Source organism: Palleronia aestuarii (genome assembly GCF_003253995.1).
GTDB lineage: Bacteria > Pseudomonadota > Alphaproteobacteria > Rhodobacterales > Rhodobacteraceae > Palleronia > Palleronia aestuarii.
In genome coordinates this window covers 1-23,972 of sequence record NZ_QKZL01000034.1, presented here as the reverse complement: position 1 = coordinate 23,972, position 23,972 = coordinate 1, and the positions used below count along the sequence as shown (strand labels likewise).

General features: G+C 62.9%; 16 protein-coding genes and 7 pseudogenes. 8 read left to right on the top strand and 15 right to left on the bottom strand.

The genetic code is table 11. The annotated features are described in order from the left end of the window. A pseudogene (locus LX81_RS19725) lies at positions 1-666 on the bottom strand (transposase); the annotation flags it as partial. 190 nt (positions 667-856) lie between these two features. Here LX81_RS19725 and LX81_RS19720 point away from each other — a divergent pair. Further along, positions 857-1,369 (top strand): annotated as a pseudogene (locus LX81_RS19720) (transposase); the annotation flags it as partial. 210 nt (positions 1,370-1,579) lie between these two features. Here the strand turns inward: LX81_RS19720 and LX81_RS19715 are convergent. From LX81_RS19715 to LX81_RS23420, 4 genes and pseudogenes are all read right to left on the bottom strand, one after another. Further along, positions 1,580-3,319 (bottom strand): methyl-accepting chemotaxis protein, encoded by a 1,740-nt coding sequence (locus LX81_RS19715; protein ID WP_111539002.1) that lies wholly within the window; start codon positions 3,317-3,319, stop codon positions 1,580-1,582. Between the two features lie 169 nt (positions 3,320-3,488). After that, positions 3,489-4,130, bottom strand: coding sequence for an IS66 family transposase (locus LX81_RS19710; RefSeq protein WP_234822746.1), 642 nt, complete (start codon positions 4,128-4,130; stop codon positions 3,489-3,491). Between the two features lie 193 nt (positions 4,131-4,323). Then, positions 4,324-4,455 (bottom strand): hypothetical protein, encoded by a 132-nt coding sequence (locus LX81_RS23210; RefSeq protein WP_272939506.1) that lies wholly within the window; start codon positions 4,453-4,455, stop codon positions 4,324-4,326. A gap of 794 nt (positions 4,456-5,249) precedes the next feature. Further along, a pseudogene (locus tag LX81_RS23420) lies at positions 5,250-5,530 on the bottom strand (transposase); the annotation flags it as partial. A gap of 151 nt (positions 5,531-5,681) precedes the next feature. Here LX81_RS23420 and LX81_RS22965 point away from each other — a divergent pair. Next, positions 5,682-5,815, top strand: a pseudogene (locus LX81_RS22965) (IS5/IS1182 family transposase); the annotation flags it as partial. Positions 5,816-6,209: 394 nt separating this feature from the next. Here LX81_RS22965 and LX81_RS19690 read toward each other — a convergent pair. From LX81_RS19690 to LX81_RS19655, 8 genes are all read right to left on the bottom strand, one after another. Beyond that, entirely contained in the window at positions 6,210-7,205 is a 996-nt protein-coding gene (locus LX81_RS19690) for an ABC transporter ATP-binding protein (RefSeq protein ID WP_111538998.1), read from the bottom strand. Between the two features lie 18 nt (positions 7,206-7,223). Next, positions 7,224-8,648, bottom strand: coding sequence for a sulfatase family protein (locus LX81_RS19685; RefSeq protein ID WP_111538997.1), 1,425 nt, complete (start codon positions 8,646-8,648; stop codon positions 7,224-7,226). Positions 8,649-8,652: 4 nt separating this feature from the next. Then, a complete protein-coding gene (locus LX81_RS19680) occupies positions 8,653-9,483 on the bottom strand; it encodes a carbohydrate ABC transporter permease (protein ID WP_111538996.1) in 831 nt (276 codons plus the stop codon). After that, complete coding sequence (locus LX81_RS19675; RefSeq protein ID WP_234822744.1) at positions 9,476-10,360, bottom strand: carbohydrate ABC transporter permease; 885 nt, start codon at positions 10,358-10,360, stop codon at positions 9,476-9,478. Before LX81_RS19675 ends, LX81_RS19680 begins: the two co-directional genes overlap by 8 nt. A gap of 87 nt (positions 10,361-10,447) precedes the next feature. Next, positions 10,448-11,728 carry an ABC transporter substrate-binding protein gene (locus LX81_RS19670; protein WP_111538995.1) on the bottom strand — a complete coding sequence of 427 codons (1,281 nt, stop codon included), beginning with the start codon at positions 11,726-11,728 and terminating at the stop codon, positions 10,448-10,450. Positions 11,729-11,784: 56 nt separating this feature from the next. Continuing rightward, positions 11,785-12,591, bottom strand: coding sequence for an IclR family transcriptional regulator (locus LX81_RS19665; protein ID WP_111538994.1), 807 nt, complete (start codon positions 12,589-12,591; stop codon positions 11,785-11,787). A gap of 659 nt (positions 12,592-13,250) precedes the next feature. Continuing rightward, the gene (locus tag LX81_RS19660) at positions 13,251-14,891 is read right to left on the bottom strand and encodes an acetolactate synthase large subunit (protein ID WP_111538993.1); all 1,641 of its coding nucleotides are present in this window, start codon (positions 14,889-14,891) and stop codon (positions 13,251-13,253) included. Positions 14,892-15,154: 263 nt separating this feature from the next. Continuing rightward, positions 15,155-15,637, bottom strand: a complete 483-nt coding sequence (locus LX81_RS19655; protein ID WP_111538992.1) for a hypothetical protein — start codon at positions 15,635-15,637, stop codon at positions 15,155-15,157. A 567-nt stretch (positions 15,638-16,204) separates the two neighbouring features. On the opposite strand from LX81_RS19655, the gene LX81_RS19650 reads away from it, so the two are divergent. From LX81_RS19650 to LX81_RS19630, 5 genes are all read left to right on the top strand, one after another. After that, positions 16,205-16,807, top strand: a complete 603-nt coding sequence (locus LX81_RS19650) for a TetR/AcrR family transcriptional regulator (RefSeq protein ID WP_111538991.1) — start codon at positions 16,205-16,207, stop codon at positions 16,805-16,807. A gap of 501 nt (positions 16,808-17,308) precedes the next feature. After that, entirely contained in the window at positions 17,309-18,541 is a 1,233-nt protein-coding gene (locus tag LX81_RS19645) for an ABC transporter substrate-binding protein (RefSeq protein ID WP_111538990.1), read from the top strand. Positions 18,542-18,560: 19 nt separating this feature from the next. Further along, positions 18,561-19,592 carry a carbohydrate ABC transporter permease gene (locus LX81_RS19640; protein ID WP_111538989.1) on the top strand — a complete coding sequence of 344 codons (1,032 nt, stop codon included), beginning with the start codon at positions 18,561-18,563 and terminating at the stop codon, positions 19,590-19,592. A gap of 29 nt (positions 19,593-19,621) precedes the next feature. Further along, positions 19,622-20,476, top strand: a complete 855-nt coding sequence (locus LX81_RS19635) for a carbohydrate ABC transporter permease (protein WP_170134054.1) — start codon at positions 19,622-19,624, stop codon at positions 20,474-20,476. Positions 20,477-20,479: 3 nt separating this feature from the next. Beyond that, positions 20,480-21,541 carry an ABC transporter ATP-binding protein gene (locus LX81_RS19630; protein WP_111538987.1) on the top strand — a complete coding sequence of 354 codons (1,062 nt, stop codon included), beginning with the start codon at positions 20,480-20,482 and terminating at the stop codon, positions 21,539-21,541. A 111-nt stretch (positions 21,542-21,652) separates the two neighbouring features. On the opposite strand, the pseudogene LX81_RS19625 reads toward LX81_RS19630, so the two are convergent. Next, positions 21,653-22,596 (bottom strand): annotated as a pseudogene (locus LX81_RS19625) (DDE-type integrase/transposase/recombinase). Positions 22,597-22,811: 215 nt separating this feature from the next. Between LX81_RS19625 and LX81_RS22960 the strand changes: the two are divergent. After that, a pseudogene (locus LX81_RS22960) lies at positions 22,812-23,104 on the top strand (transposase); the annotation flags it as partial. A gap of 111 nt (positions 23,105-23,215) precedes the next feature. Here LX81_RS22960 and LX81_RS19615 read toward each other — a convergent pair. Continuing rightward, positions 23,216-23,972: pseudogene (locus tag LX81_RS19615) on the bottom strand (IS5 family transposase); the annotation flags it as partial.

The following is a 23,972-nucleotide window of genomic DNA, read 5'->3' as shown; positions in this document are numbered from 1 at the left end:
GGAACCGACGCCCATCGGTAAGGGCGTCGCTGACGAAATCGAGGCTCCAGCGGACGTTTGGGGAATCCGGCACCAGCATTGGCCTTCGTGTCCCGAGAGCGCGCTTCCGGCCGCCCCTGCGGCGCACCTGGAGCTTCTCTTCGCGGTAGAGCCGCCGGAGCTTCTTAAGATTCATCGCAATCCCCTGCCGCTCGAGCATGATATGGATGCGCCGGTATCCGAAGCGCCGTCGCTCGGCCGCGACCGCCTTCATTGCGGCCCTCGCCTCGGCATCGTCCGGTCGCACGCTTCGATAGCGCGCGCTCGACCGATCTATCACCAGCACCTGGCACGCCCGGCGCTGGCTCACCCCGTGGGTCTCCACGACGCGCGCTACCGCCTCCCGCTTCACACCGGGCGCTACCATTTTTTTGACACAACATCCTTCAGGATCGCGTTGTCGAGCATGGCTTCGGCGAGGAGCTTCTTCAGCTTCGCGTTCTCATCCTCAAGCGCCTTCAGCCGCCGGGCCTCGGACACTTCGAGGCCACCATACCGGGACTTTCACTTGTAGAACGTCGCCGTGCTCACGCCGTGCTTGCGGCACACGTCAGCCGTCGCCATGCCGGCTTCCTGATCCTTCAGGATGCCGATGATCTGTTCCTCGTTGAACCTCGATCGCTTCATTGTCCGTCTCCTCGTTGAAGCGGACTCTACCCAAATCTGGAGGAAGAAACGGGGCTCAGGTCAATCGGGTATTTTTTCTAAAGCGGCTCGTAAATTTAGTTAGCATTTATCCCAGTCATGCAGCGCGATTCACGGCTCCCGTAAACGGAGCGATGGTAAGAGCGCTCCTTAATGGCTCACCGACGAGCAGATGAGCAAACTTTGCGCTTTCTTCCCCAAGTCTTACGGCAAGCCTCGTGGCGATAACAGGCCGGTGTCGAAAGGGATTGTCTTCCTCGACCGCAATACTTTCCGGGGGACAGTGTCGGCCGAAAACGGAATACCGAACTGCACGCCATCTGCGACAGCCAGGCGCAACCAATCGTTCTGTTCGTCACCGCCGACCAGGCGAGCGTTTGAATCGGCGCATGGGCGATGCCGAGCGGCCTACCAAACGTGAAATGTCTGCCCGGGGATCGTGACTGTGACGCTTACAGGTTCGGAGACGCTATGCACGACAAAGGAATACGCGCCCTTGTCCCTGGGCCGGAAGAAGCACAAGATACCGGTCAAACATGACAGGCGCAGATACAAGCGGCGCAACCGGAACGAAATCATGTTCGGCAGACTCATGGACATTAGGGTTGTAGCGACCCGCTATGACCGGTGCCCGAGGGTGTATCTTTCAGTAATCGCACTTGCGGCTCTCGTAATCCACTGGTTGCGGACCCTGATATTAGCAGCGCACCGATTCACAATAAACTTCGTTTCACCCCGAGAAGACGATAGCGGCAAATCACACTTTCTCCCCAAATCTGGCTGCGCTTACCCAAGCGAGCAGAGGCCGATGAGCAAACGGCAGCCAGTGGAGCGGCTCGGAAGTCCTACACGACCGAGGAAGCGTTTCGCGTAAACGTGCGCACCTGCCCCGATTTTACGCGGCGTAGCGCTGGGGGGCGGCTTGGAGGGCGCCCTCCGCTATGTTGTCCAGACCGGAAAACTCGGCAGGCTGCTTGCCTCCGTCCGCATCCGTAGAATTGCTGTCCTCGAAATAGGAGATCACACTGGTCAGCTGCTGTGATTGCGCCGACAGCTTCTGGCTCGTTGCCGCCGAATGTTCGGCCGCCTCGGCATTTCGCTGGATCACGCCGTTCAACTCGCGGATCGCCTGATTGATCTGCTCGGCGCCCACGTTCTGCTCCCGCGTCGAGGCCGAGATCTCGGCGACGAGGTCTGCCGTGCGTTGAATGTTCGGCACGAGCGTTTCGAGCATTCGACCGGCCTCACCCGAGACGCCGACAGTCTCGACCGAAAGCTGACTGATCTCGGCCGCCGCCTGCTGCGAGCGCTCGGCAAGTTTTCTCACTTCGGAGGCTACAACGGCAAACCCCTTTCCATGCGACCCCGCGCGCGCCGCTTCCACCGCCGCGTTCAATGCGAGCAGGTCGGTTTGGCGGGCAATCTCCTCGATGATGGTGATCCGCTCGGCGATGGTCTTCATCGCCCGAAGCGCGCTACCGACGGTCTCTCCGGACTTGCGCGCGTCGTCTGCAGACTGACCGGCGATCTTCTCGGTCTGGGCCGCGTTGTCCGCGTTCTGACGAATGTTGGCCGTCATCTCCTCGATGGAGGCCGACGCCTGTTCGATGGCGGAGGCCTGTTGTGTCGAGCCAGAAGACAGCTGCTCCGCGATGCGGTTCATGCCGGCGGCGTCCTCGGCCACGGAGGCCGCGGAACCCGACGCGTTCGAAATAACTTCGCGCAGCTTCAGCACCATGTCCCGCAGCGCCAGTCCGAGCCGGTCATCGTCGGACCGCGGTGTCACATCCACCTTCAGGTCACCTTGAGCAATCGACTCGGCGGCACGGCTCATGCCCTTCAGGTCCGAGACCATCTTGTCCATCGCACCCATCAGGTTGCCGATCTCGTCGCGACGCGTGGTCTTGGTATCCACGTCGAGATTACCACGCGCGACCTCTCGCACGACCTTCACGGCACGGTCGAGGCCCCGGCTGAGAGAACGGGTGAAAAGGAGCGCCGCGCCGATCGCCAGGAACACCGGGATCGCTGCGACCAGGAGAGAGCGCCGCGCAAATGCCATCCATTCGGCCATCAGGGTATCCTTGGTGACCCCGACATAAAGAATCCCGTCGACATCGCCGGCCGCGTTCTCGATCGGGAAGTAAACGGTGTAGTAGTCGATCCCGAGAATGTTGGCCTCGCCACGGAACGTCTCGCCGGACGAGACCACGGGATGAACAGCGCCCCCCGCACCAAGAACGGTGCCCACAGCGCGGTTGCCGTCGGGCTTGATGATATTGGTGCTGCGCCGAACGAACTCGCCTTGCTCCGCATCCCACACAAAAATGGTCGCAGTCTCGCCGGTGACTTCGCCGACCAGATCGATCAATGAATGCTCCGTAAAGCTCGGAGCTTCGGTCCAGGTAAGCGACTTGACCCCTCCATCCCCGGCGTGTTCAGCCGATAGCCCGGGCAGGCTCAGCTCGACGATCGCGGCCGCCGTATTGAGGCTTCTCGCGAGAGTCTCGCCGGTGCTGACCTTCGCTTCGGTCCAGATCCGCTCCGCTACGAGCAGGCCGGCGGTTCCAATCGTCGCGCCGACGACGACGGCAAGAACCTTAGCCGTCAAAGTACGCATTACCGTGTTGATCATTAGGCTTCGTCTCCGTTTCGCCGCACATTTCGCGGAGGTTTTCCGTATCGGGCGTTGTCGGACCGGAACGGGCTGAATCTCCTCCGTGGAATGAGGTCCCAACCTTCCTGCCGAGATATTGGCGGGAACCTAGATACAATGTCTAAAAAATGGGTAATCGGCGGCGTGACTAGATATCCAATCCCAGCATTTGGTGGATCGGATCAAGGACGAACCGTAAGCGGCGATTCACCCCCATAGCCTCTGTCGCGGCTGCTCGGTCGGGTGCAGTTCGAGCTGCGGCTTTGACTGCGGTCTTTGGGACGGCCCAAGGGAGCAGGTCGTCGAGATCTGCGTGGGGATGGCCGGCGGCGATCGCTCGGAGGCTGGCCTTCAGGTAGGCGAAGGGCTCGACGCCGTTCATCTTGCAGGTGGCGACGAGCGACGCGATCCGGGTCCAGTTCTGCGCGCCCTCGTCCTGGATTGCGAACAAGGCGTTCTTCCGGTTCAAGGCCAGCGTCCTGATCTGGTTCTCGACGAGATTACCGTCCATCTCGACCTGGCCGTCCTCGGCGAAGAGGATTAGCCCGTCCCAGCGGGTCAGGATGCAGGCGACGGCCTTGCCCATCTCGGACTTGTGCGACAGCCGTTCGGCCTGGACGCGGAGCCATACTTCGAGCTCGTCGAGCAGCGGCACGGATTGCTCCTGCCGCGCAGAGCAGCGCCGGTCCGGATCAAGGCCGCGGATGTCCTTCTCGATGCCGTAGAGCGCGGCGATGCGGGTCAGCGTCTCTTCGACGATCGGCGATCCCGCCTTCGGCGTCGCCTTGATGATCTCGCGCCGCGCATGGGCCCGGCAGTAGGCCAGACGCAGGGGTTGCCCGTCTTCCCGCCGATCATCGGCTAGCCGGTTCTAGCCGGTATAGCCGTTTTCGAACTAGCGCGGCCCCACAGGGGCCACGGTTCCTCAAACCCTGGAGGATGCCCTCGAACCCTTCCAGCATCCGTTCCGCATGGGCGCCACCCTAGCCCGGGGCATAGGCGAAGACCTCCCCGGGCGGATCGTCCCCGCCCCGTTCGCCATCGGTCTCGAACGCATGGCGACGCGATGGCTCACCCTCGAGATGCTCGTAGATCAGCACCAACCCATTCGCCATTGTCGCTCGGACCAATGGCGCGACATGGTTCATCGTCCCAGACGAGCACCTTGATCCGATCCCCGCGCCCGCAGCGGAGCGAGGCGCGAGCGCGCCACCGGTCCGAGCGCCGCGTCGAGCACCGTCAGCCCCGAATGGGGATCGAGGCCCAGTTCGTGTCTCGAACGGTGGCGGCAAGACCGTCGTGCCCCTGGCGGAAGTCTACGGGCCGCATGGCGATCACGATCGGACGGCGTTGCCGCGGCAGGATCACGACCGCCCCTCACGCAGCGCCGACGCAATCTCGACAATCCGCGCCGCCGGCGTGGAGAGCGCCAGCCTGATCATCACGCCCCGCCGGCCTCGATCTCGATCAACTCCGCGGCCCTCGAGGCTGCGCCGGCAGTCGAGGTCGACGCGGGCTGGGGCGGCTCGGGATCTTCCAGCATGAGGGGCACGAACGCCGGAGAAACCGCGACCGGGGCCGGACCGAGCTTGCCCTCACGGCACAGGCGCCGCCAGGTGGTCACCTGCGAGGGCATCAGCCGATGCCGCCGCGCTGACCATTACCCCCGGGCGCATGACTCTCCCTCACGATCCGCAGCTTCACGTCCGTGGGCCAGCTTCGACGCCCAGCCCCGCGATCCTCAAGAGCCTCGTAGCGTCCCGCAAACCCGTCCAGCATCGCACTCTCCCGACCAACGACGCAGGAACAGGACGGACCAGACGGCAGGAACGAGATCAGAAGGGAATGTGGCCTAGGCCGCGCTTACAGAGGAGCGAGCCTTCCAATGGAAGGATTGCCTGACGAAGGACACTGGCCAGTCTAGGCTTGCGAGCTTCACCAAGCTCGCCAAGGTGAGGCTTGCCGAACGGTCGTCTGCCTCAGTGGCAAGCTGAAGAGGCCCGGGGCTCCGCCCGTCAGGGCTGAAACAGGCCACCGCCTGTTTCCGGGACGCCCTTCACCCTTGATAGTCAGGCACGCTTGGATCGCGGCGTTCGACAATACCTGCTGGCACCCGCGCTTGCCCGAAGGCACCGCGTGCCAGGTCATGCCGGGATTGAACCAGACCGTCAGCGACCCGCGCTCCCGCAGTGACGCGTTGTAAGACGACTAGTTCAGGGTGCGGTAACAGGTGGGCGCAGGCTTGGACATGCCGCTTAGCTATGCCGCCAAAACTTGCGACGTGAATCCCTCTCGGGCTTTGAGCAACAAGGCCGATACACTGCGATCGACCTGACCTAAGCAATGCCTTAGGGCATTAGGCGAGCGAATATCCGCAAGAGATTCTGACCGACAAACCGCCGGCATCCATATTTGCATCGCCCTCATAGCCGGTTCAGCGCCATTGGCACCGCCAAGATCGTCCGCGCGGCATGACATGGACAAAGTAAGGGGCAATCACGCTTCAAGCCCAAGTTCTGCGATAAAGCCGTTCTAACACTTTACTTGATCGGTCTTCAGTTCGCCGAACTCATTGCGTTAGCGGTAGTACGTGAACTACTTGGCGCCGATCGATCGCTCATCCTCAGCTACCGATCGGCGCCGAGATACCAGCACGTCGATCTGCCGCAGCATCGCAACGATCTCCTCAGACTCATGTCTCTTGTATCCCATTCCTTCGTCATCCACACCCATGCAACTCGAAAGCCTACATCAGAGGGGACCGCTCTTTAGCGGGTAGGTCAGCGCGACATTTCTGGTTCCGCCAAGGGACTGGCGTCTCGGCTTCGCACATTCCCTACGGCGCCCCAAACCTTCCCCTCGGATCCGTTCAAACCGCCATGCCGTTGGTGTCGAACCGGTGGATCGATTGCTCGTTCGGGTTCAGCCACACGGTGTCGCCGCGGTGGACGCCGAACTCTCCGGTCGTGCGCACGTTCACCGGGCCGACATCCGTGTCGATGTGCAGGTATGTGTCCGAACCCAAATGCTCGGAGAAGCTTACCTTTCCGTTCCACATCCCGGCATCGCGCGAGGCGTTGATATGTTCGGGCCTGATGCCGATTACCGGGGCACCCAGGCGCTCTGCCTCGGCGCCGCGGATGAAATTCATCCTGGGGGAGCCGATGAAACCCGCAACGAATTCGTTGCACGGCCGCTCGTAGAGTTCGAGCGGCGTTCCCACCTGCTCGATCCGGCCGGCCTGCAGCACCACGATGCGGTCGGCCATGGTCATCGCCTCGACCTGATCGTGAGTGACATAGATCATCGTGGTCCCGAGCTTGGCGTGCAGTTCGGCGATCTCGATCCGCATGTTCACCCGCAAGGCCGCGTCGAGGTTCGACAATGGCTCGTCGAAGAGGAAGGCAGACGGTTCGCGCACGATGGCCCGCCCGATCGCGACGCGCTGTCTTTGCCCGCCCGAAAGCTGACCCGGCTTACGGTCCATGTATGCCGAAAGGTTCAGTACCTCGGCGGCCCGCTCGACCTTCTCGTTCGCGGCGCGGCTATCGACCCGCGTCATCTCGAGGGGGAACAGCATGTTCTCGCGAACCGTCATATGCGGGTAAAGCGCGTAGCTCTGAAACACCATCGCGAGGCCCCGGTCGCCGGGCGCGAGGTGCGATACGTCCCTGCCGCTGATCTCGATATGCCCCGACGTGAGATCCTCGAGCCCCGCGATGATCCGCAGCAGCGTGGACTTGCCGCATCCCGAGGGACCGACGAAGACCACGAACTCGCCATCCGCGATTTCCAGATCTAGCGGCGGAATGACTTCCACGTCACCGAACCGCTTGACCACCTTATCCAGAGTGATGTTGCCCATGTTCCTGCCCTTCCTCGCTCAGACGCCAGCCAATTCGGCCCGAAAGCCCTGTGTTTTCTTATCGCTCTCGATCCGCCATCGCAGGATGTCGCCGATCAGCGATCCTTTCACCTCCGCGCTGGTGGGGTCGTCCCACAGGTTCGTCCGTTCCTCCGGGTCGGTAGCGAGGTCGAAGAGCTGACCCTCGTCACTGTCGACGAAATGCACCAGCTTCCAGTCATCCCGGCGGATCATCGTCATGTAGGAGGTTCCGGTGAGGATCGCGTCGTTGGCATGCTCCGAGAACACCCTGTCTCGGCGCTGATCCTCGCCCTGCAGCAACGGGTTCAGCGATTGAGCCTCCATCCAGTCGGGCGGCGTCACTCCGGCCCATTCGAGGATCGTCGGTCCCCAGTCGAAGAGCGCGACCAGCTCGTCGCACCGCATCTGCGGGATGCCCTGCCCCCAGACGATGGCAGGCACGCGCACCGTCGGTTCGAACATGTTCCATTTCTGCGAATGGCCGTGATCGTTCAGGCAGTCGCCATGGTCCGACGTGAAGACGATGATCGTGTCGTCGAGCACGCCCCGGCGCTCGAGTGCCTCGATGATGTGCCCGACCTGCGTATCGATCATCGAGACGTTCGCATAGTAATGCGCGCGCTGCCTCCGCATCTGCTCGTCCGTGGGATCGGCCCGATGCGCCACGGCATCGTGGTCGTTTTCCAGATGCTGACGGCGCAACTCCCGCATCGGGGCGGGCTGGGTGTCGAAGTCGTATCGGATCGGACCTGGCAGATCGGTGCGGTCCTCGTATTTCGCCAGGTACTCTGCGGTCGGGTCGTAGGGAGGATGCGGGCCGGGAATGCCGATCTGCAGGAAGAACGGCTCCTCGCCCTTGTACCGGTCGAGCCACATGCAGGCCATGTCGGGGACGAAGTTGTCCGCATGCAGATCATCGGGCGCATCCCAGACATAGCAGCCCAGACGCTCGGCGTAGTCGGGCATCTCGCGCTGGGTCACGCGCGTCGGCTTCTCGACGCCGCGCGCCCAGAACGCCTTGTCCCAATTGTCGAGGTAGAAGGGCAGATTGGGGTGCGCGCGATCCTTGTTCTCGGTCACGTGGCGCTCGTCGAAGCCGAAGGCGCCCTCCACGGGCCAGGTGTGCATCTTTCCGACGTTCACCGTCCGGTAGCCCGCTCGCTTCAGGAGCCCCACCCATGAATAGACCCAGCGTTCGTCATTGCGAAAGACGCCGTTGGTGTGCGGATAGGTTCCCGAGAAAAGCGAGGCGCGCGACGGGCTGCACGAGGGGGAGGTCACGTACATCGCGTCGAATGCCGTGCCCTCTTCGACAAGGCGGTCGAGATTGGGCGTGTCCATCCAGGGGCAGCCGAGAGCGCCAATCGTGTCGATGCGTTGCTGGTCGGTGATGATGAAGACGATGTTGGGGGGTCTTGTCACGGTTCTATCCCTTCACGGCGCCGCCCAGCGACTGGACGATGTACTTGTTCGCAAGGACGATGATCGGCACGATCGGCAGCGTCAGCGCGATCGAGGCCACGGCGATGGCCCCCCAGTCGACTGAAGCGTAGGATACGAAGTTCATGACGGCGACGGGGGCCGTCGTCGTGTCCGACCGGGTGATGATCAGGCTGAAGAAGAAATCGTTCCACGCCAGCAGGAAGCTCAGCACACCGGCGGCGACGAGGCCCGGCCGCGCGGCGGGGATCACGATGCGCCACAGCACCCGGCCGAGCGAGGCACCATCCATCAGTCCGGCCTCGATTAGTTCGTCGGGGATCTGGTTGAACGAGGTCCACATGGACCACACCACGAAAGGCAGGGTGAGCGAGGTATAGGCGAAGATCAGTCCCACGTAGGTATCGATGAGACCGACGCGGACGTAGACGAGGAAAAGCGGGATCACGAAGCCCACCGGCGGCGCCATGCGCAGCAGCAACAGGAGCCACGACGCGAAGAACTTGTTCGAGCTCCGCCGTTTGGAGAGCGCGAAGGCGCCCGGAACCCCGATCAGCATCGCCAGCAGAGTGGAACTCCCCGCGGTGATGAAACTGTTCAGCAGCGCGGCGGGAAAATCCGAACGCGCGATCGAACGGATGTTGTCCAACGTCCATGCACCCGGGCTCTCCCATATCGGCTCGAACAGCGCGGTGGGGGGACGCATGGACAGCAAAACTACCCAGATTACCGGCAGCAGCGAGAACGCGAGGAAGGTCAGCATCATTGCGTAGCCGAACGCCTTCTTGACCCGGAACGCAGTCGAGGTGTCACGCATCGGATAGCCTCGCGTTGGCCTTGGCGATGTAGAAGCTGATCGCGGCGGCGAAGAGGAAGAGGAACACGGCGATGCTCGCGCCGTAGGCGACGTTCGAATTCTGGAAGGTCTGCACGTAGGCGTAGTAGTTCGTGGCCTGCGTCGCCCGTCCCGGTCCGCCCGAGGTCATCACGAAGATCAGCGGGAAGTGTTTCAGCGTCTCGATGAACCGGAAGAGCGCAACCATCAGCAGCGTCGGGTAGAGCAGCGGCAGCGTGATGCGGAAGAACGCCTTGACCCGCGTCGCCCCGTCGAGCGCCGCGGCCTCGTCGAGATCGGGCGAAATCCCCTGAAGCGCTGCAAGCACGATCAACATGACGAAGGGGTACGTCGCCCAGGTGTCGGCGATGACGATCGCGGTAATGGCGCCGGTCTGGGTGGTCAAGAGCGCCGGAACCTCGATCCCGAAGACCGCGAAGAAGGCGTTGATGGGAGACAGCGTCGGGGTGAAGAGCGAGAGCCAGATCAGGGCGACGGCGACATGCGGCACCGCAAAGGGCACCACGAAGATGCCGCGCGCGAAACGCCACCGTCCGACGATCTTGTCGAGCCCGACCGCGATCGCGGTTCCAAGCACCACCTGTGCCAGCACGCCGAAGACGCTCAGCGCCATCATGATGTAGATCGACGAGATGAACCTTCGGTCCTCGAACAGGCGTACGAAGTTTTGGATGCCGATCTCGCCGCTCCATCCCCGCACGAGGTGGAAGTCGGTAAAGGACAGGGCCAGCATGCCGAGCAGCGGCGTGATCGCGAAAATGCCGACCGCCAGCGAAGCGGGAACGAGCATACGGCGATAGGTCCTGTCCATCGCGGCGGAAGCGCGCGTGGCGGGCATCGGAACTCTCCGGGTGGTGGGAAAACGTAGATGAAGCGGCTGCGCGGCGGGGCGACCTGCCCGTCCGCGCAGCCGAAGGTTCGTGGATCAGTAGGAGAGAATTATCTCCATCTCCTCCTGGGCGGCCTCGAGCGCCTCTTCCGGGCTCATCTGGCCGTTGACCGCGGCGTTGACGTTCTCGCCGATCGCGGCGCCGATTTCGGGCCAGGTGGGGATCAGCGGCCGGTAATGGCCGATCGCGAGATTGAGCGCCTCGATCCGCAGGTCGAGGAAGTCCTCCTGAACCTCGGCGTATTTTGCCTGTACCTCCGCGTTCTCGGCGACGGAGGCGCGGGTGAAGTCAGGAAATGCCTCGTTGATCGCGAGCTTGGTGAGGGTCTCGGTGCTGGTCGCCCACTTGATGAACTCGGCGGCGGTTTCGGCGTTCTCCGATCCGGCCGGAATGCCCAGACCGTGCACCGCGATGGCCGGCGAACGCCCGGCCGGTCCCCCCGGCGGCAGGGCCAGAACGAACTCGTCGGCGAACTGGCTGGCAGCGGGATCGACCGCCTGGCTGACGATCGAGGTCCCGTCGACGGTCATCGCAGCCTGCCCATTCTGCAGCGCCGCGACCACTTCGGGGAAGTTGAAGTTGCCGATCCCCTGCGGACCGTAGTCGTTCATCAGGGTGATGTAGGTGTTCAGCGCTTCCAGGTTTTCGGGACTGTCGAGCGCGGGCGTCATGTCGTCCGGGTAATCGGCGAAGAACTTTCCGCCATAGGCCCGCATGAGCATCGGGAACACGAACATGTTGAAACCCTGACCGGGTGCCACGCGCATCGCGATGGCGGCGGTTTCGTCGCTGTCCACGGCCTTGGCGACCTCGAGCATCTCATCCCATGTCTCGGGCGCCTCGACCCCTGCGGCGTCGAGCAGATCCTTGCGATATGCCATAAGCCCGGTCTCGGCGAAGAACGGCAGGCCGTAGTAATCGCCGTTCACCTGGTAGGCCTCGAGCGGGCCGGAGAGGATGTCGTCCTTGTCCTCGAGCCCCTCCACCGTATCGGTCACCGGCTCGAGCCAACCGGCTTCGACCCAGCGTTGCACCTGGATGACCGGGGTATGGACGACGTCGATGTCGCGGGCGCCACCGGTGAAAGACAACGTGATGCGGCTTTCGAACACGTCCTGCCCGACCACGTCGATATTCGCGGTGATACCGGTTTCCGCCTCGAAGTCGTCCGCCAGCGCGGCCAGCCCTCTCGTCGAGGGCATCGAGAACAGAAGCACGTTGACCTCGCGGTCCTGGGCATTGGCGGCTATCGGCGCCAACGCCGTCGAGCCGAGCAAAAGCATGGCGCTTAGCGCCCCGTGTGTTGTCTTGATCATGATCTTCCTCCCATGAAATTCGGCCGGCAGGTCGTTCCCGCCGGCCCGTGATCGTCTCAGCCGACGATGCGCAGCGGCATCCCCGCGGCGTCGGTGCGGTATTCTCTTGCGAGCACGGCCTCGAGCCTCTCGCGTTCCCCGGCCAGAACCTCGCGGTAGCGGGATGCGATCGCCCCCTCGCCCGTGCCGGGGGGCGCGTTGTCCGCCAAGGATAGGATGTGCAGAAGGCCGTCGTCGGGGGTGCGGACCAGGGTGGCGAAACGCCGGATGCCCATATGGTTGGCGACCCGGTCGCAGGCGAAATCCGCGCCGCGAGTCTCGGCAATGCGGCTGAGAACGTCCTCGCTGCGCAGCCAGTTGATCTCCCGCCCGTTGCTCGAGCCCGTTTCGAAGAAACCGATCATGTCGAAACCGGTCTCGAGGTCGACGTGTGACAATGTCGACAGATAGAGCCTAGACAGCGCGTCGAATTCCAGCAGGCTGCGACGGAAGCCGGCCCGGGCAACGATCCGAACCGACGGGTCCGCGTGCTCGGACCGATTATGCCACAGCAGTTCGTGCCCCATGACCACGATGGATTCCGCAGCCGCCCCGGTCAGTTCGGTCAGCCGTCGCGTGGCCCTGTCGAGTTCCGCGATGTAGGTCGACGACATCTCGATGGTCCGCGAGATGGAGAAGTTCCGCACGAGGTATTTCTCGGACGTGCGAAACAGGTACCCCCGGTCCGACAGGATCCGCACGATCCGGTTGAGCGTAGCCGGCGACATCCCGAGATCGCGCACCATGTCCACCTGCTTCACCGGGCCGAGGCCTGCGGTGCTCAGATATTCAAGGACATCCAGGATTCTTTCGGTCGGAGCCATCGTTCTAAACTTGAACCATATTTCATATTTAGAATACTCATCTATCATATATGAAATTCGTATCAAGGTTCTTTGTCGACCGCGGTCTTGAGATGCCCCGCGAAAGAGGAGGGATGACGATGACGCAGGGACCACGATCGAAGATTTTCAATGTCCTGCGCTGGTTTCGCCAGTTTCGTGCAAGACGGGCTTACAAGCCCGAACTCCACTACATGCGTGGGCGACCCGCGAAAGGCGACAGCGCCGAGTAAGAGCGCCGGAAGAGAGAGGCGCGAGGCCACCTTGGTCCCGATGAGCGAGGGCCGCCGTGTTTGCGCGGATTGCTGCGGCGCGCCCGGTGGCCCGCGCGGCATACGGATTCGCACTGTCCGGTCCAGGGTGCCGGTTTGCGCCGCCTCACATGCCGCATGTTCAGGGCAAGCCAGCGTGCCGCGCATACCGCACGATTGTCGGCACGGCGATCAGGTCGAGCCCGATTGGATCAAGCGCAATATTTCCGCCCCTGCCCTGCACAGGACCAAACTCGGCGAACCGGCCTGCATCTGCATTGGCAAGGGCTGGTTCCGAGGACGCTGGCGGGCCTTTCAGGGCCCCTGTCCTCGTACCAATCCTCGACCTGCCCATGCTCAGGACTGATGGTTCGCCAAGGGAGGGGCGACCTAGACCGCCGCGCTGCGCTTTTCGATCTCGTGGTGGAGGATCCGATCGTTCTCGGAATAATCGACCGGACAATCGATCACGTGAACGCCACCGGCCCCCAGACAGTGCTCGAGCGTCGAGGCGAGCTCCTCGGCGGCGGCGATGCGGTGCCCCTCGGCACCGTAGCTGCGGGCATAGGCGACGAAATCCGGGTTGCCATAGCTGAGGCCGTAGTCGCGGAACCCCATTTCGGTCTGTTTCCAGCGGATCATGCCGTAGGCCGCGTCGTTCAGGATCAGCACGGTCAGGTCCAAGCCCAGCCGTACGGCGGTCTCGAGCTCCTGGCTGTTCATCATGAACCCGCCGTCACCCACCACGGCGAGGACCCGGCGTCCCGGATTCACGAGCGTCGCCGCCATCGCGGAGGGCAGCCCGGCCCCCATCGAGGCCAGCGCATTGTCGAGGATCACCGTATTCGGACCGTGCGCCAGATAATTCCGGGCGAACCAGATCTTGTAGATGCCGTTGTCGAGGCAGACGATGCCGTCGGAGGGTAGGACCCGGCGCACATCGGCGACGAGCCGCTGCGGATAGACCGGGAACCGTGCATCCTCGGCGCCTTCCTCGATGTGGGCATCGTGATGGCGCTTGATCTCGCGCATTCTCAAGCAGTCGAAGGTAGGGCAATCCGCCAGGCCGGCCTTGATCTGCCAGATCGCGTTGGCGATATCGCCCACGACCTCGAGCTGCGGGAAATAGACCGGGTCGACCTCGGCGGAGCGGAAATTGATGTGCACCACCTCCGTGCCGCCTGGCTTCATGAAGAAGGGAGGCTTCTCGATGACGTCGTGGCCGATATTGACGATAAGATCGGCCGCCTCGATGGCGCGATGCACGAAGTCGCCCGACGACAGCGCCGCGCACCCCATGAAGTGCGGGCTTCGCTCGTCGACGACGCCCTTGCCGAGCTGCGTCGTAACGAAGGGGATCGCGTAAGTTTCGACCAGTTCGGTCAGCATCTTCGAGGTCAGCTTGCGGTTCGCACCGGCGCCGATCACGAGGATCGGTGCGCTCGCGGCACGGAGCTTCTCCACCGCGACGCGCACGGCCTTCTCCTCGGGCACGGGGCGTCGGGCCTGTGAGGGAGCGATGGGAGCCCCGTCGACCTCTTCCCGCGCGACATCCTCGGGCAGTTCGAGATGAGTGGCGCCCGGCTTCTCTTCCTCGGCCACGCGAACCGCCTCGCGCAGGCGGCTGGGGATGCCGGCGCCCGAGAGGAGCTGCCGGGAATATTTCGTCACCGGCTGCATCATGTCCACGACGTCGAGGATCTGAAACCGGCCCTGCTTGGAGCTCCGGATCGGTTTCTGGCCGGTGAGCATCAGCATCGGCATGCCGCCAAGCGTGGCGTAGGCGGCCGCGGTGACGAGATTGGTGGCACCCGGTCCGAGCGTCGACATGCAGACGCCCGCCTTGCCGGTAAAACGGCCATAGGTCGCCGCCATGAAACCCGCGGCCTGCTCGTGTCTGGTGAGGATCAGTTCAATCGGAGAGGTCGCGATGCTCTCGAGCAGATCGAGATTCTCTTCACCGGGAATGCCGAAGATGTATTCGACCCCCTCTTCTTCCAGCGCGGCGACCAGGAGGTCAGAAGCTTTCACGGGGGTATTCCTTCTCGTACTCGGAGGGCGTTCGATGCTGTAAACAATACAGACCTCGCCACGGTTTCCTCCTCGCCTGGAGGGTTATCACCTCATCTCGGATTTGTACCGAAGCCTGTCAGCCAATCGTCGATGCCGTCGCGGGGCGGTTACGACGCAGTCGCGAGTCGCAATCAGTCCCCGCCGCGTCCGCAAGACGCGACGGGGACTGCAGGCCGGGGGCCGGACCGCTATCGAGATTGCGGTGCCGGTAATCCCGCAGATCAGTTCAGGATGGCGCTGATCCGGTTCTGCTTCTGGGATTCGTCATCCGACGTGGCGATCAGGAAGATCGCGGATTGCTGCACCTGACCGAGCTCCTCCGCGGAGACGTCGAACCGGTAGCGGTCGAGGGCCGTCTGGACGATCGGCGTCAGTTGCCCTGCATCGACCGTGACGTCGCGGCCGCTGGTCGACAGGGAAACGTCGGTCTCGAGGCCGAACACGCTGGAAGCCGGGCGGCTATCGAGAACCCCGCGGATGTCGTTCCCGACGCGGTTCTGATGATCGGTGCTGGTCCCGATGAGATAAAGTTGCGAGACCTGATGGTCCGACAGGCCTGCGACGTCGACGTCGCCGTAGCCATTGCTGGCAAGCACCCGCTCGACCTGGCTTACGAGATGGGTCGAGGCAGTGTTGTCGGCCAGTGCACCCGTCGCGGTGCCGAGCGATAGGGCCAGTACGGAAACTGCGAGAAGTCGGTTCATGACGTTTGTCCTTTGAGGATGCGTGGCACGAAATCCATCCATGACCGCACGAGTTCACGCGCGGCGGGACAGGGCTCGCTCCACACCAATTTGTTTCGATCGTCGCCGAAGCGAGTAACTTCGACGACCGTGTCCGGCTTATCCGGAACCATGTTCCAGTATATCTGGAACCGTGATCCGGATATCAATGCCCGGAGGCAAAAATAGTTCGCTCGGCGATCGATCCGGGGAGATCAAGTTTGTCCAGGGCACGACTTTCGGTACCAGCGGCCCGGTCCCTACCCGTGCAAACCGCGATCGGCCCAGACCTTGCTGGATGCGAGACGAGGAGCAAAAACCGCCCGGATCGACACAGGTTCGTCGCATGATGGAAAGCCGCAACGTGCCGGCACGTTCCGCTCATGTTGGAAGGCTGTCGGGAACGTGACGACAAGCGTCCGGATTGGCGCGATGGGCATCGCCCGTCCGTCACACGTGGTCGGTCGATTGCCACGTCCTTTCATTTGCGAGCCTCGTGCCTCATATAGAAGGTAACGATCCACCGTTCATGGACGATCGGACAATGCGATGAAGGACCAGACTACGGAGAACCCGGAGGTCGGGACAGGACGCCGCCAGCGCGTGGATGCCCGGCGCAATGTCGAGAGCGTGCTGCGCGCTGCGATGGTGGTATTCGCGCGGTCCGGTGTCGACGCGCCGGTGCGCGAGATCGCCGACGAGGCCGGCGTCGGGATCGGAACGCTCTACCGCCATTTTCCGAAACGATCGGACCTGATCGCGGCCGCTTTCCGGGCCGAGGTGGATGCCTGCGCGGACGCGGCCTGGTCGTTGGCAGCACAGCACGACTCGGGCGACGCCCTGTCGAAATGGGTCTGCCGCTACGTCGAGTTCATCATCGCCAAGATGGGCCTCGCGACCGCGCTGCATTCTGGCGATCCGGCCTACGACGATCTCCATGAGTATTTCGAGACGCATCTCTGCCCCGCCCTCCAGATGCTCCTCGACGCCGCCGTCGAGACCGGGGAGGCGCAGAGCGGCTTGGCCCCCAAGGATCTGCTCTTCGCGATCGCCCGCCTTTGCGCCTGCAACGGAGACGATCCGTCGAGATCCCGCCGCATGATCGGACTTCTCCTCGACGGCGTCCGGTGCCAGGCGCCGCGCCCCCGGTAAGGCGGCCTGGCTCCGCCACGGTCCTTGTGTCGGCGGTGACGTTTTCGAAAGCCGGGAGACCTCGCGACCTTACTTCCGCACCCTCCCCCGATCCCGGCTTATCCCCAAATCGTGGGGACGAACCTGTGTGTAAGTACCGGTGTCGATCCGGATATCGATGTTACTGGCCCGCATCGGGGCAGGATGCCGCCTCGCGACCGCGTCGGATCATGCGGCCCGGTCTTCTCAGTTCGTTGGAGCATTCCGGCATCGCAGGACAGTTCGGCGGTAATTTGCTGTTTCACCTCTTCGGGGGTAGCGAAGCGCTGTATCGTGAGGCGCTCGAGCAAGGATCATCTTCTCCTGCGAAATCGAGAGGCATCCGCCGGATGCAGTCGTGATCGCATGGGTACGACCGTTGCGACAACTTAACCCGGTGAACATCCGGCAGGATCGCACCAAAATCCCCCTCACCCGCGATGCCGGGGCCAAAGGACGTCAATATTACAGGTGAGGATCTGAATGCGAAAGTTTGTCGGTGTGTTTGCGAGTTCTCTCCTTCTCGGAGCCTCTTCCGTCTCGGCGGCCTGCGGCATCGAGGCTGGATCGGTCCGCATCCTGTCAAACGATTTCGCTGCGCTCGGAACGGTGATCGACGAGGCCCGCGAATGTGCCGCGGACGGCGTGACCGTGTCCGCCAACCTGACGACCGAGCACAAGTCGCTGCAGGTTCCCGCGCTCACGGTCGATCCTTCGCGCTATTCCGTGGCCATGGTGGCCAACAACTCGCTCGTGCCGCTTCTGAACGAAGGTCTGGTGCGTCCCCTCGACGATCTCGTCGCGGAATACGGTGACCAGCTCGAGGATCGCCAGCTCGTTCGCATCGGGGGGGAGATCGTCGCCATCGCCTTCATGGTGAATGCCCAGCATCTCTATCTCCGGCAGGACTTGCTCGAGGAAGCGGGCATCGATGCGCCGACGAGCTACGAGGGTATCCTGGAGGCCGCCCGGACCCTCAAGGAAAGCGGAGTTTCGGATACGCCCCTTGGTGCCGCCGACGCTGCCGGTTGGGATCTCGCGGCGGAGTTCGTGAACATGCATCTCGGCATGGGCGGCGACTTCTTCGAACAGGGGAGCGCCGCGCCCGCCCTGGCGAACGAGACCGGTCTCAGGACCCTTGAGATGATGAAGGCGCTCACCGAATTCATGGCGCCGGGATACATGACCGTCAGTGCCGACGAACTGAAGAACCAGTACGTCTCTGGCAACGTCGCGATGATGAACGAATGGGGCTCTATGGTAGACGGGATCGTTGGCGCTGCCGCATCCGACAGACAGATCGCCGAGGCGACCACCCTTGCCGCCGCGCCTACCGTGGGCGGGGGCGGCATACCTGCGGCGGCACTGTGGTGGGACGGTTTCGTAATCGCCGACAATATCTCTGACGAGGATGCGGCCGCTTCGTTCCAGGTGATGATGCACGCGATCCGGCCCGAGGTCGCGCAAGACAACCCTCAAGCTGCGGCGTGGCTGATCTCCGGCTTCGACGCGCCAGAAAGCGCACGCGGGATGCTGGCCACCGCCGAGGCAGGTGCCCGGCCCTACCCGATGACGCCCTATATGGGCCTGATGCACGATACCCTCGGGGTGGAACTCGTCCAGTTCATGCAAGGTACGGAGAGCGCGGAGCAGGCGCTCGCGGATGTGGAGGCGGCTTATAGTGCCGCCGCCCGTGAAGCCGGATACCTCAACTGATCCCCGGTCGGCATCAAGCGTGAGACATAGAGATTTCCTCGGCTTCATGGCGCCCTCGGCGCTCGCCATGATCCTGTTCATCGTCGTGCCGATCGGCTCGATCCTGGTACAGTCCCTCTTCGTCGAGCATGAACGCGTGCTCGTCACTGTGGAGAATTGCGGTCCCTTCGGTTGCACGGAGGAGACACGCGTCGACACGGCAGCGACTGCTGAACTGCGCGCGGAAGAGCCGCTGGGGCGCTTCAACGGCCTCGGGACCTATATCGATCGGGGCCATCTTGCGGTGGACGAATTGGCCGCCATACTGTCCGACAATGCCGGGCCGGGCGACATCGCGGCCCGGGTGATGAACCTGCCCTTCTACAAGGCACTGGCCTTCACGCTCGCCTATACGCTTCTGGTCACGCCGCTTTGCATGGCGCTCGGTTTCGCCGTCGCGCTTGCCGTCAACGCCCTGCCGCGCCTCGCCAAGGGGCCCGTGATCTTCCTCACGCTCCTTCCCTACATCGCAACGCCGCTTCTGGGGGCGCTGGCCGTGTTCTGGATGATCAATACCGACGGTATCATCGGAGCCACGCTGCAGGCGATCTTCGACGACCCCACGCTCTCGCTTCAGGCCTCGCCGATGCTGACCTGGATCACGCTGATCGTCTGGGGCATCTGGCACATGGCGCCCTTCGCTTTCGTGGTCTTCTACGCCGGGCTCCAGACCGTGCCGGCGGATACTCTCGAAAGCGCCATGATCGACGGGGCGAGCCGGTGGGAGAGGATCCTCTACGTCACCGTCCCGCATCTCAAGCCGCTCGCGATCTTCGTGGGGCTGATCCTGCTGATGGACAATTTCCGCGTCTTCGAGCCGATCATCGGCTTCTCGGCGGAGGCGAATGCGACCTCGCTGTCCTGGTCGATCTACAACGACCTCAACGGCCAAGGCGGGCAGCTCTTCGGTTCCGCCGCGGCCACCTCGGTACTCACGACGATCGGTGTCATGATCCTGTTGACCCCCGTCCTTATCCGCACCTGGCGCGGCGCCGGAGGACGAGCTGCATGAGTGCCACCCCGCCGCACCTGCGTCCGAGCATGACCGCTTCCGCCCTCGCAATCGGGTTCCTCGCCGTCTGGCTACTCGTGGCCGCTTTCCCGTTTTTCTGGACCCTCTGGGGGTCGTTCAAGGTCGAGGCCGACTTCTTCAGCCGGTCATCGTGGTGGAACGCAATCACCGGTCCGGCGACCGAACGGCAAACCGGCAGCGCCTTCACCCTTGCCGGTTACGAAGGCGCTTGGATCGAGCGCGAATTCTGGCGCGCCGCGCTGAACACGGTGATCGTCACGGTCAGCGTCACCACGGTCTCACTGCTGTTCGGGACGCTCGGCGGGTATGCCCTCTCGCGCTCAACCCGCAACTATACCGTCTGGATCCTGATCGCCGCTCTGGTGTTCCGGGCCATGCCGCACATCACGCTCGTCTCCGGATACCTTCTTCCCTTCTTCGAACTGAACGTCTGGGGGGTCCTGCCGACGGCCATCGTCGTGCTCGTCGCCATCAATCAGCCCTTCACACTTTGGATGCTGCACAGCTTTTTCCTGTCCATTCCGAAGGATATCGACGAGAGCGCCATGGTGGACGGGTGCACCCGGTTCCAGGCGTTCCGCCTCGCGGTGATTCCGGTCATGTGGCCGGGCGTCATCACCACCGGCCTCTTCAGCTTCCTGCTCGCTTACAACGATTTCGCCGTCACGGCGATGCTGCTCAACCAGGAGAACCAGACCATGGTGCCCAAGATCAATTCCTTCCTCGGGACGGTCCAGACGCAGGGCAGCATAATGTACGCCGTCGCCGCGACCGTCTCGGCCACGGTGCCCCTCTTCATCCTGGTGATGTTCTTCCAGCGCCGCATCGTCGCCGGGCTGACCGCCGGCGCGGTCAAGGGCTGAGCCATGGCGACATTGGAACTCAGGGGCGTGTCGAAGCGCTTCGGCCGTGACTTCGGGGTGCAGGACGTGAACCTCGAAGTCGCCGATCGCGAGTTCGTCGTCCTGCTCGGTCCCTCCGGATGCGGAAAATCGACGACGCTTCGAATGATCGCCGGACTGGAGGAGATTAGCGAAGGAGAAATCCGCATCGGCGATCGGGTAGTGAACCGGCTCGAGCCCAAGGATCGCGACATCGCCATGGTGTTCCAGTCCTACGGCCTCTACCCGAACCTGACCGTCTACGAGAACATCAGGTTTCCGCTGAAGGTCCGCCGCACCGCCAAGGCCGATCACGACGCGCGGGTTCGGCGTGCCGCGGAGCAGGTGGACCTGACCGCCTATCTCAACCGCCGCCCGGCCGAACTCTCGGGTGGCCAGCGCCAACGCGTGGCGCTGGCCCGCGCCATCGTGCGCGAACCCACGATCTTCCTGATGGACGAGCCGCTCTCCAACCTCGACGCCAAGCTGCGCGTCTCGACCCGGACAGAGATCAAGGCCCTCCAAAGGAAACTGGAGACCACCACCATCTACGTCACCCATGACCAGATCGAGGCGATGACACTCGCCGATCGCGTGGTGATCATGAAGGACGGCGTGGTTCAGCAGATCGGCTCGCCGATCGAAATCTACGACCGCCCGGCCAATCTGTTCGTCGCGGGCTTCATCGGCTCACCGCCAATGAACTTCTTGCGCGGCCGCATCGAGGAGGGTCGGTTCGAAGGCTCCGGCATCCGGATCGACGGTCTCCCCGGCACCGTCCGCGGGGATGTCGTCTGCGGTTTCAGGGCCGAGGACGTACGCCTTGTCGGGTCAACAAGTAATCCGCAGATTACCGCACCCATCACCAGCGTTGAGCTGCTGGGCGACAGCACGCTGGTCGGACTGAGGTGTGGTGGCGAGACCGTGTACATAAAGGCTCCAAAGACATTCGGGGCCGGTGTTGATGAACGCGTGAACATCGATATACCCGCACCTATCGTATCGCTTTTTGACCTAGATGACGGGCATCGGCTTGATGAGAGTTGAGACCGATGCCTACCGGGAGTGAGATGGCTATTTTCGGCTGAAGGATCTTCTGGGATCCGGCAATTGGATCGTATTCTTGGCCACGCCGCTGCCGGGATTGTCGGTTACTGCTTAAAACTGAGTGTCACATCCCAGGTGATTATAGGGTCGCTCTTTGAAGAGCCTCGGCTTGTCGTTGCGCCAATCCTTAAGTGCAGCGAGCGGCGTTCGTCCTCTCAGCGCGGATTGCGGGAACTGGCCGTTGTAGAGGCGGACGTAGCGCATGATCGTCTGTTCCAGATCTTCGCCTGAGCGAGAGCGATGGCTTTGTAGGACGTCCTCGATCCGGCCGTCGAAGCTCTCGACCATGCCATTGGTTTGGGGGCGCATGGGCGGGGCCAAACGGTGCTCGATCCCGAGCTCGGCGCAGAGGCGGTCGAATTCGTGGTTGCCCGCCGCGGCGCGCTTGCGCAGGCCGAACAACCGATCCGTGAACTCTTTCCGTTGTCGGTGAGCACCCAGGTGATCTTCATCGGGGCAGCGCGATCGAGATCACGCAGGAAGCGGCGGGCGTTGGCGGCGGTCTTCGCGGAATAGATGCGGACAAAGACCCAGCGGTAGACGCGGTCGATCGCCACGAACAGATACCGGCGGCGCTCCTCGTCCGCCATTTGCAGCAGATACTTCACGTCGACATGCAGATAACCGGGCCCGTAGGCGTTGAAGGGCTTGTGCGGAATCTTCAGTGTCTTCGGCTTGAGGTCCTCCAGCCGCGATACCCGATCCCGCCATAGGCAGTGGTCGAGCCCTGCACGCGACACGTTCGGGTTCAGTAACTCGCACACCACCGCTAGCAGATCATCGAGCGGCAAGAGCAGCTTCCTGCGCAGGGACACCGCTACAGCCTCATGCGCTGGTGTCAGCGTCTTCTGCAGTCTGTTCGAGGTATGGCAGCGGTCATGAACGCTGTCCCGCTTGCGCCATTTCCAGATAGTCTGCCCGGAGATGCCGTAGCGCTCCGCCACCATCCAGGCCGGCTCCGTGCTCGCCTGGATCGTGGCCCGGATCTTCGGCATGGTCGTCGCCTAATTGTGAAGAAAGATCTGCATGCCTGTCTTCCATCCCGAACATCACCCAGAATCGACCTTGCCATGAAGAGGGCGTAGCGACGAGAATTTATGTGATCATACGAGACCTTACAGTTAAGCTCGATGAGGCATTGGCCTTGACCTGCTCCCCTTAAACCTCGCCATTCTAAGGTTAGTCTGTTCCTTGACAGAGGAGACGGACGATGAAGCGCAGCGGGTTTAGCGAAGAGCGGATCATCGGCTTTCTGAAGAAGCGCCCGGCCGGGCTGAGCGCGGCGCAGCACTGCCGTAAGTACGTCGTGAGCGAGCCGACGTTCTACAAGTGAGGGTCGAAGTATGGCGGCATGGAGGGCGAGCCATGTCTGCCATCGATCCAAGGACAATGGCGAGCAACGCGAAGCGGGTGAAAGCGATCGAGGAAGAGAATGCCAAGCTGAAAAAGCTCCTGGCGGAGTTGATGCTGGATGTGTCGACGTTGCGTGAGATGCTTAGAAAAACTTCTGAGGCCCAGTTTGAGGAACGAGCCATGTCTGTCACTGGTCCGAGGACAATGGCGAGTGCTACGAACTGGGCCATCACAGAGAACAGCTAGTACTTGGCTCAGGCCTCATAGCCAATAGATGACGGTGGCGGCGAGCGCGATGGCCGAGAGGAAGACCTCGGGGCATCGGTCGTAGCGAGTGGCCACACGGCGCCAATCCTTGATGCGCCTGAACATGATCTCGATACGATGTCGGCGCCGGTATCTGCGTTTGTCGTATCTGATCGGGATCGTGCGCGACTTGCGCGGCGGAATGCAGGCCCGAATTCTGCTTCCCGACAGAGTTACGGAACCAGTCGGCGTCGTAGCCGCGGTCGGCGAGAAACCAGTCCGCTTGCGGAAAGCCGATCTGGAGCGCGAGCGCGCCCTTGTAGTCGCTGACCTGGCCGGCGGTCACAAAGAGGCGGACAGGGCGGCTTTCGCGGTCGGTAACGGCATGGAGCCTGCTATTCATCCCGCCGTCCTCGGGGAAACGATCCACCGGATCGTCTCCTGATCCTCGAACTCCGCCCGATCAGGCGGCCACGCCCCCCTTTTGAAGGCGCAGGCTTGAGGCCGTCCGGTGCGCCTTCAGATGGGTCGTGTCGATCATGATCGTCCGGCAATCGGCTTGCTCGGCGGCGAGCCCCTCCATGATCCGCGCGAACGCGCCCATGCGGCTCCACCCGATCCAGCGATTGTAGAGCGTCTTGTGCGGGCCGTATTCACGCGGCGCGTCCCGCCAGCGCAAACCGTTGCGATCGATGAATACAACACCACTGAGCACGCGCTTGTCGTCCACCCGCGGCCTGCCATGCGACTTCGGGAAACAGGGGCGCAGCCG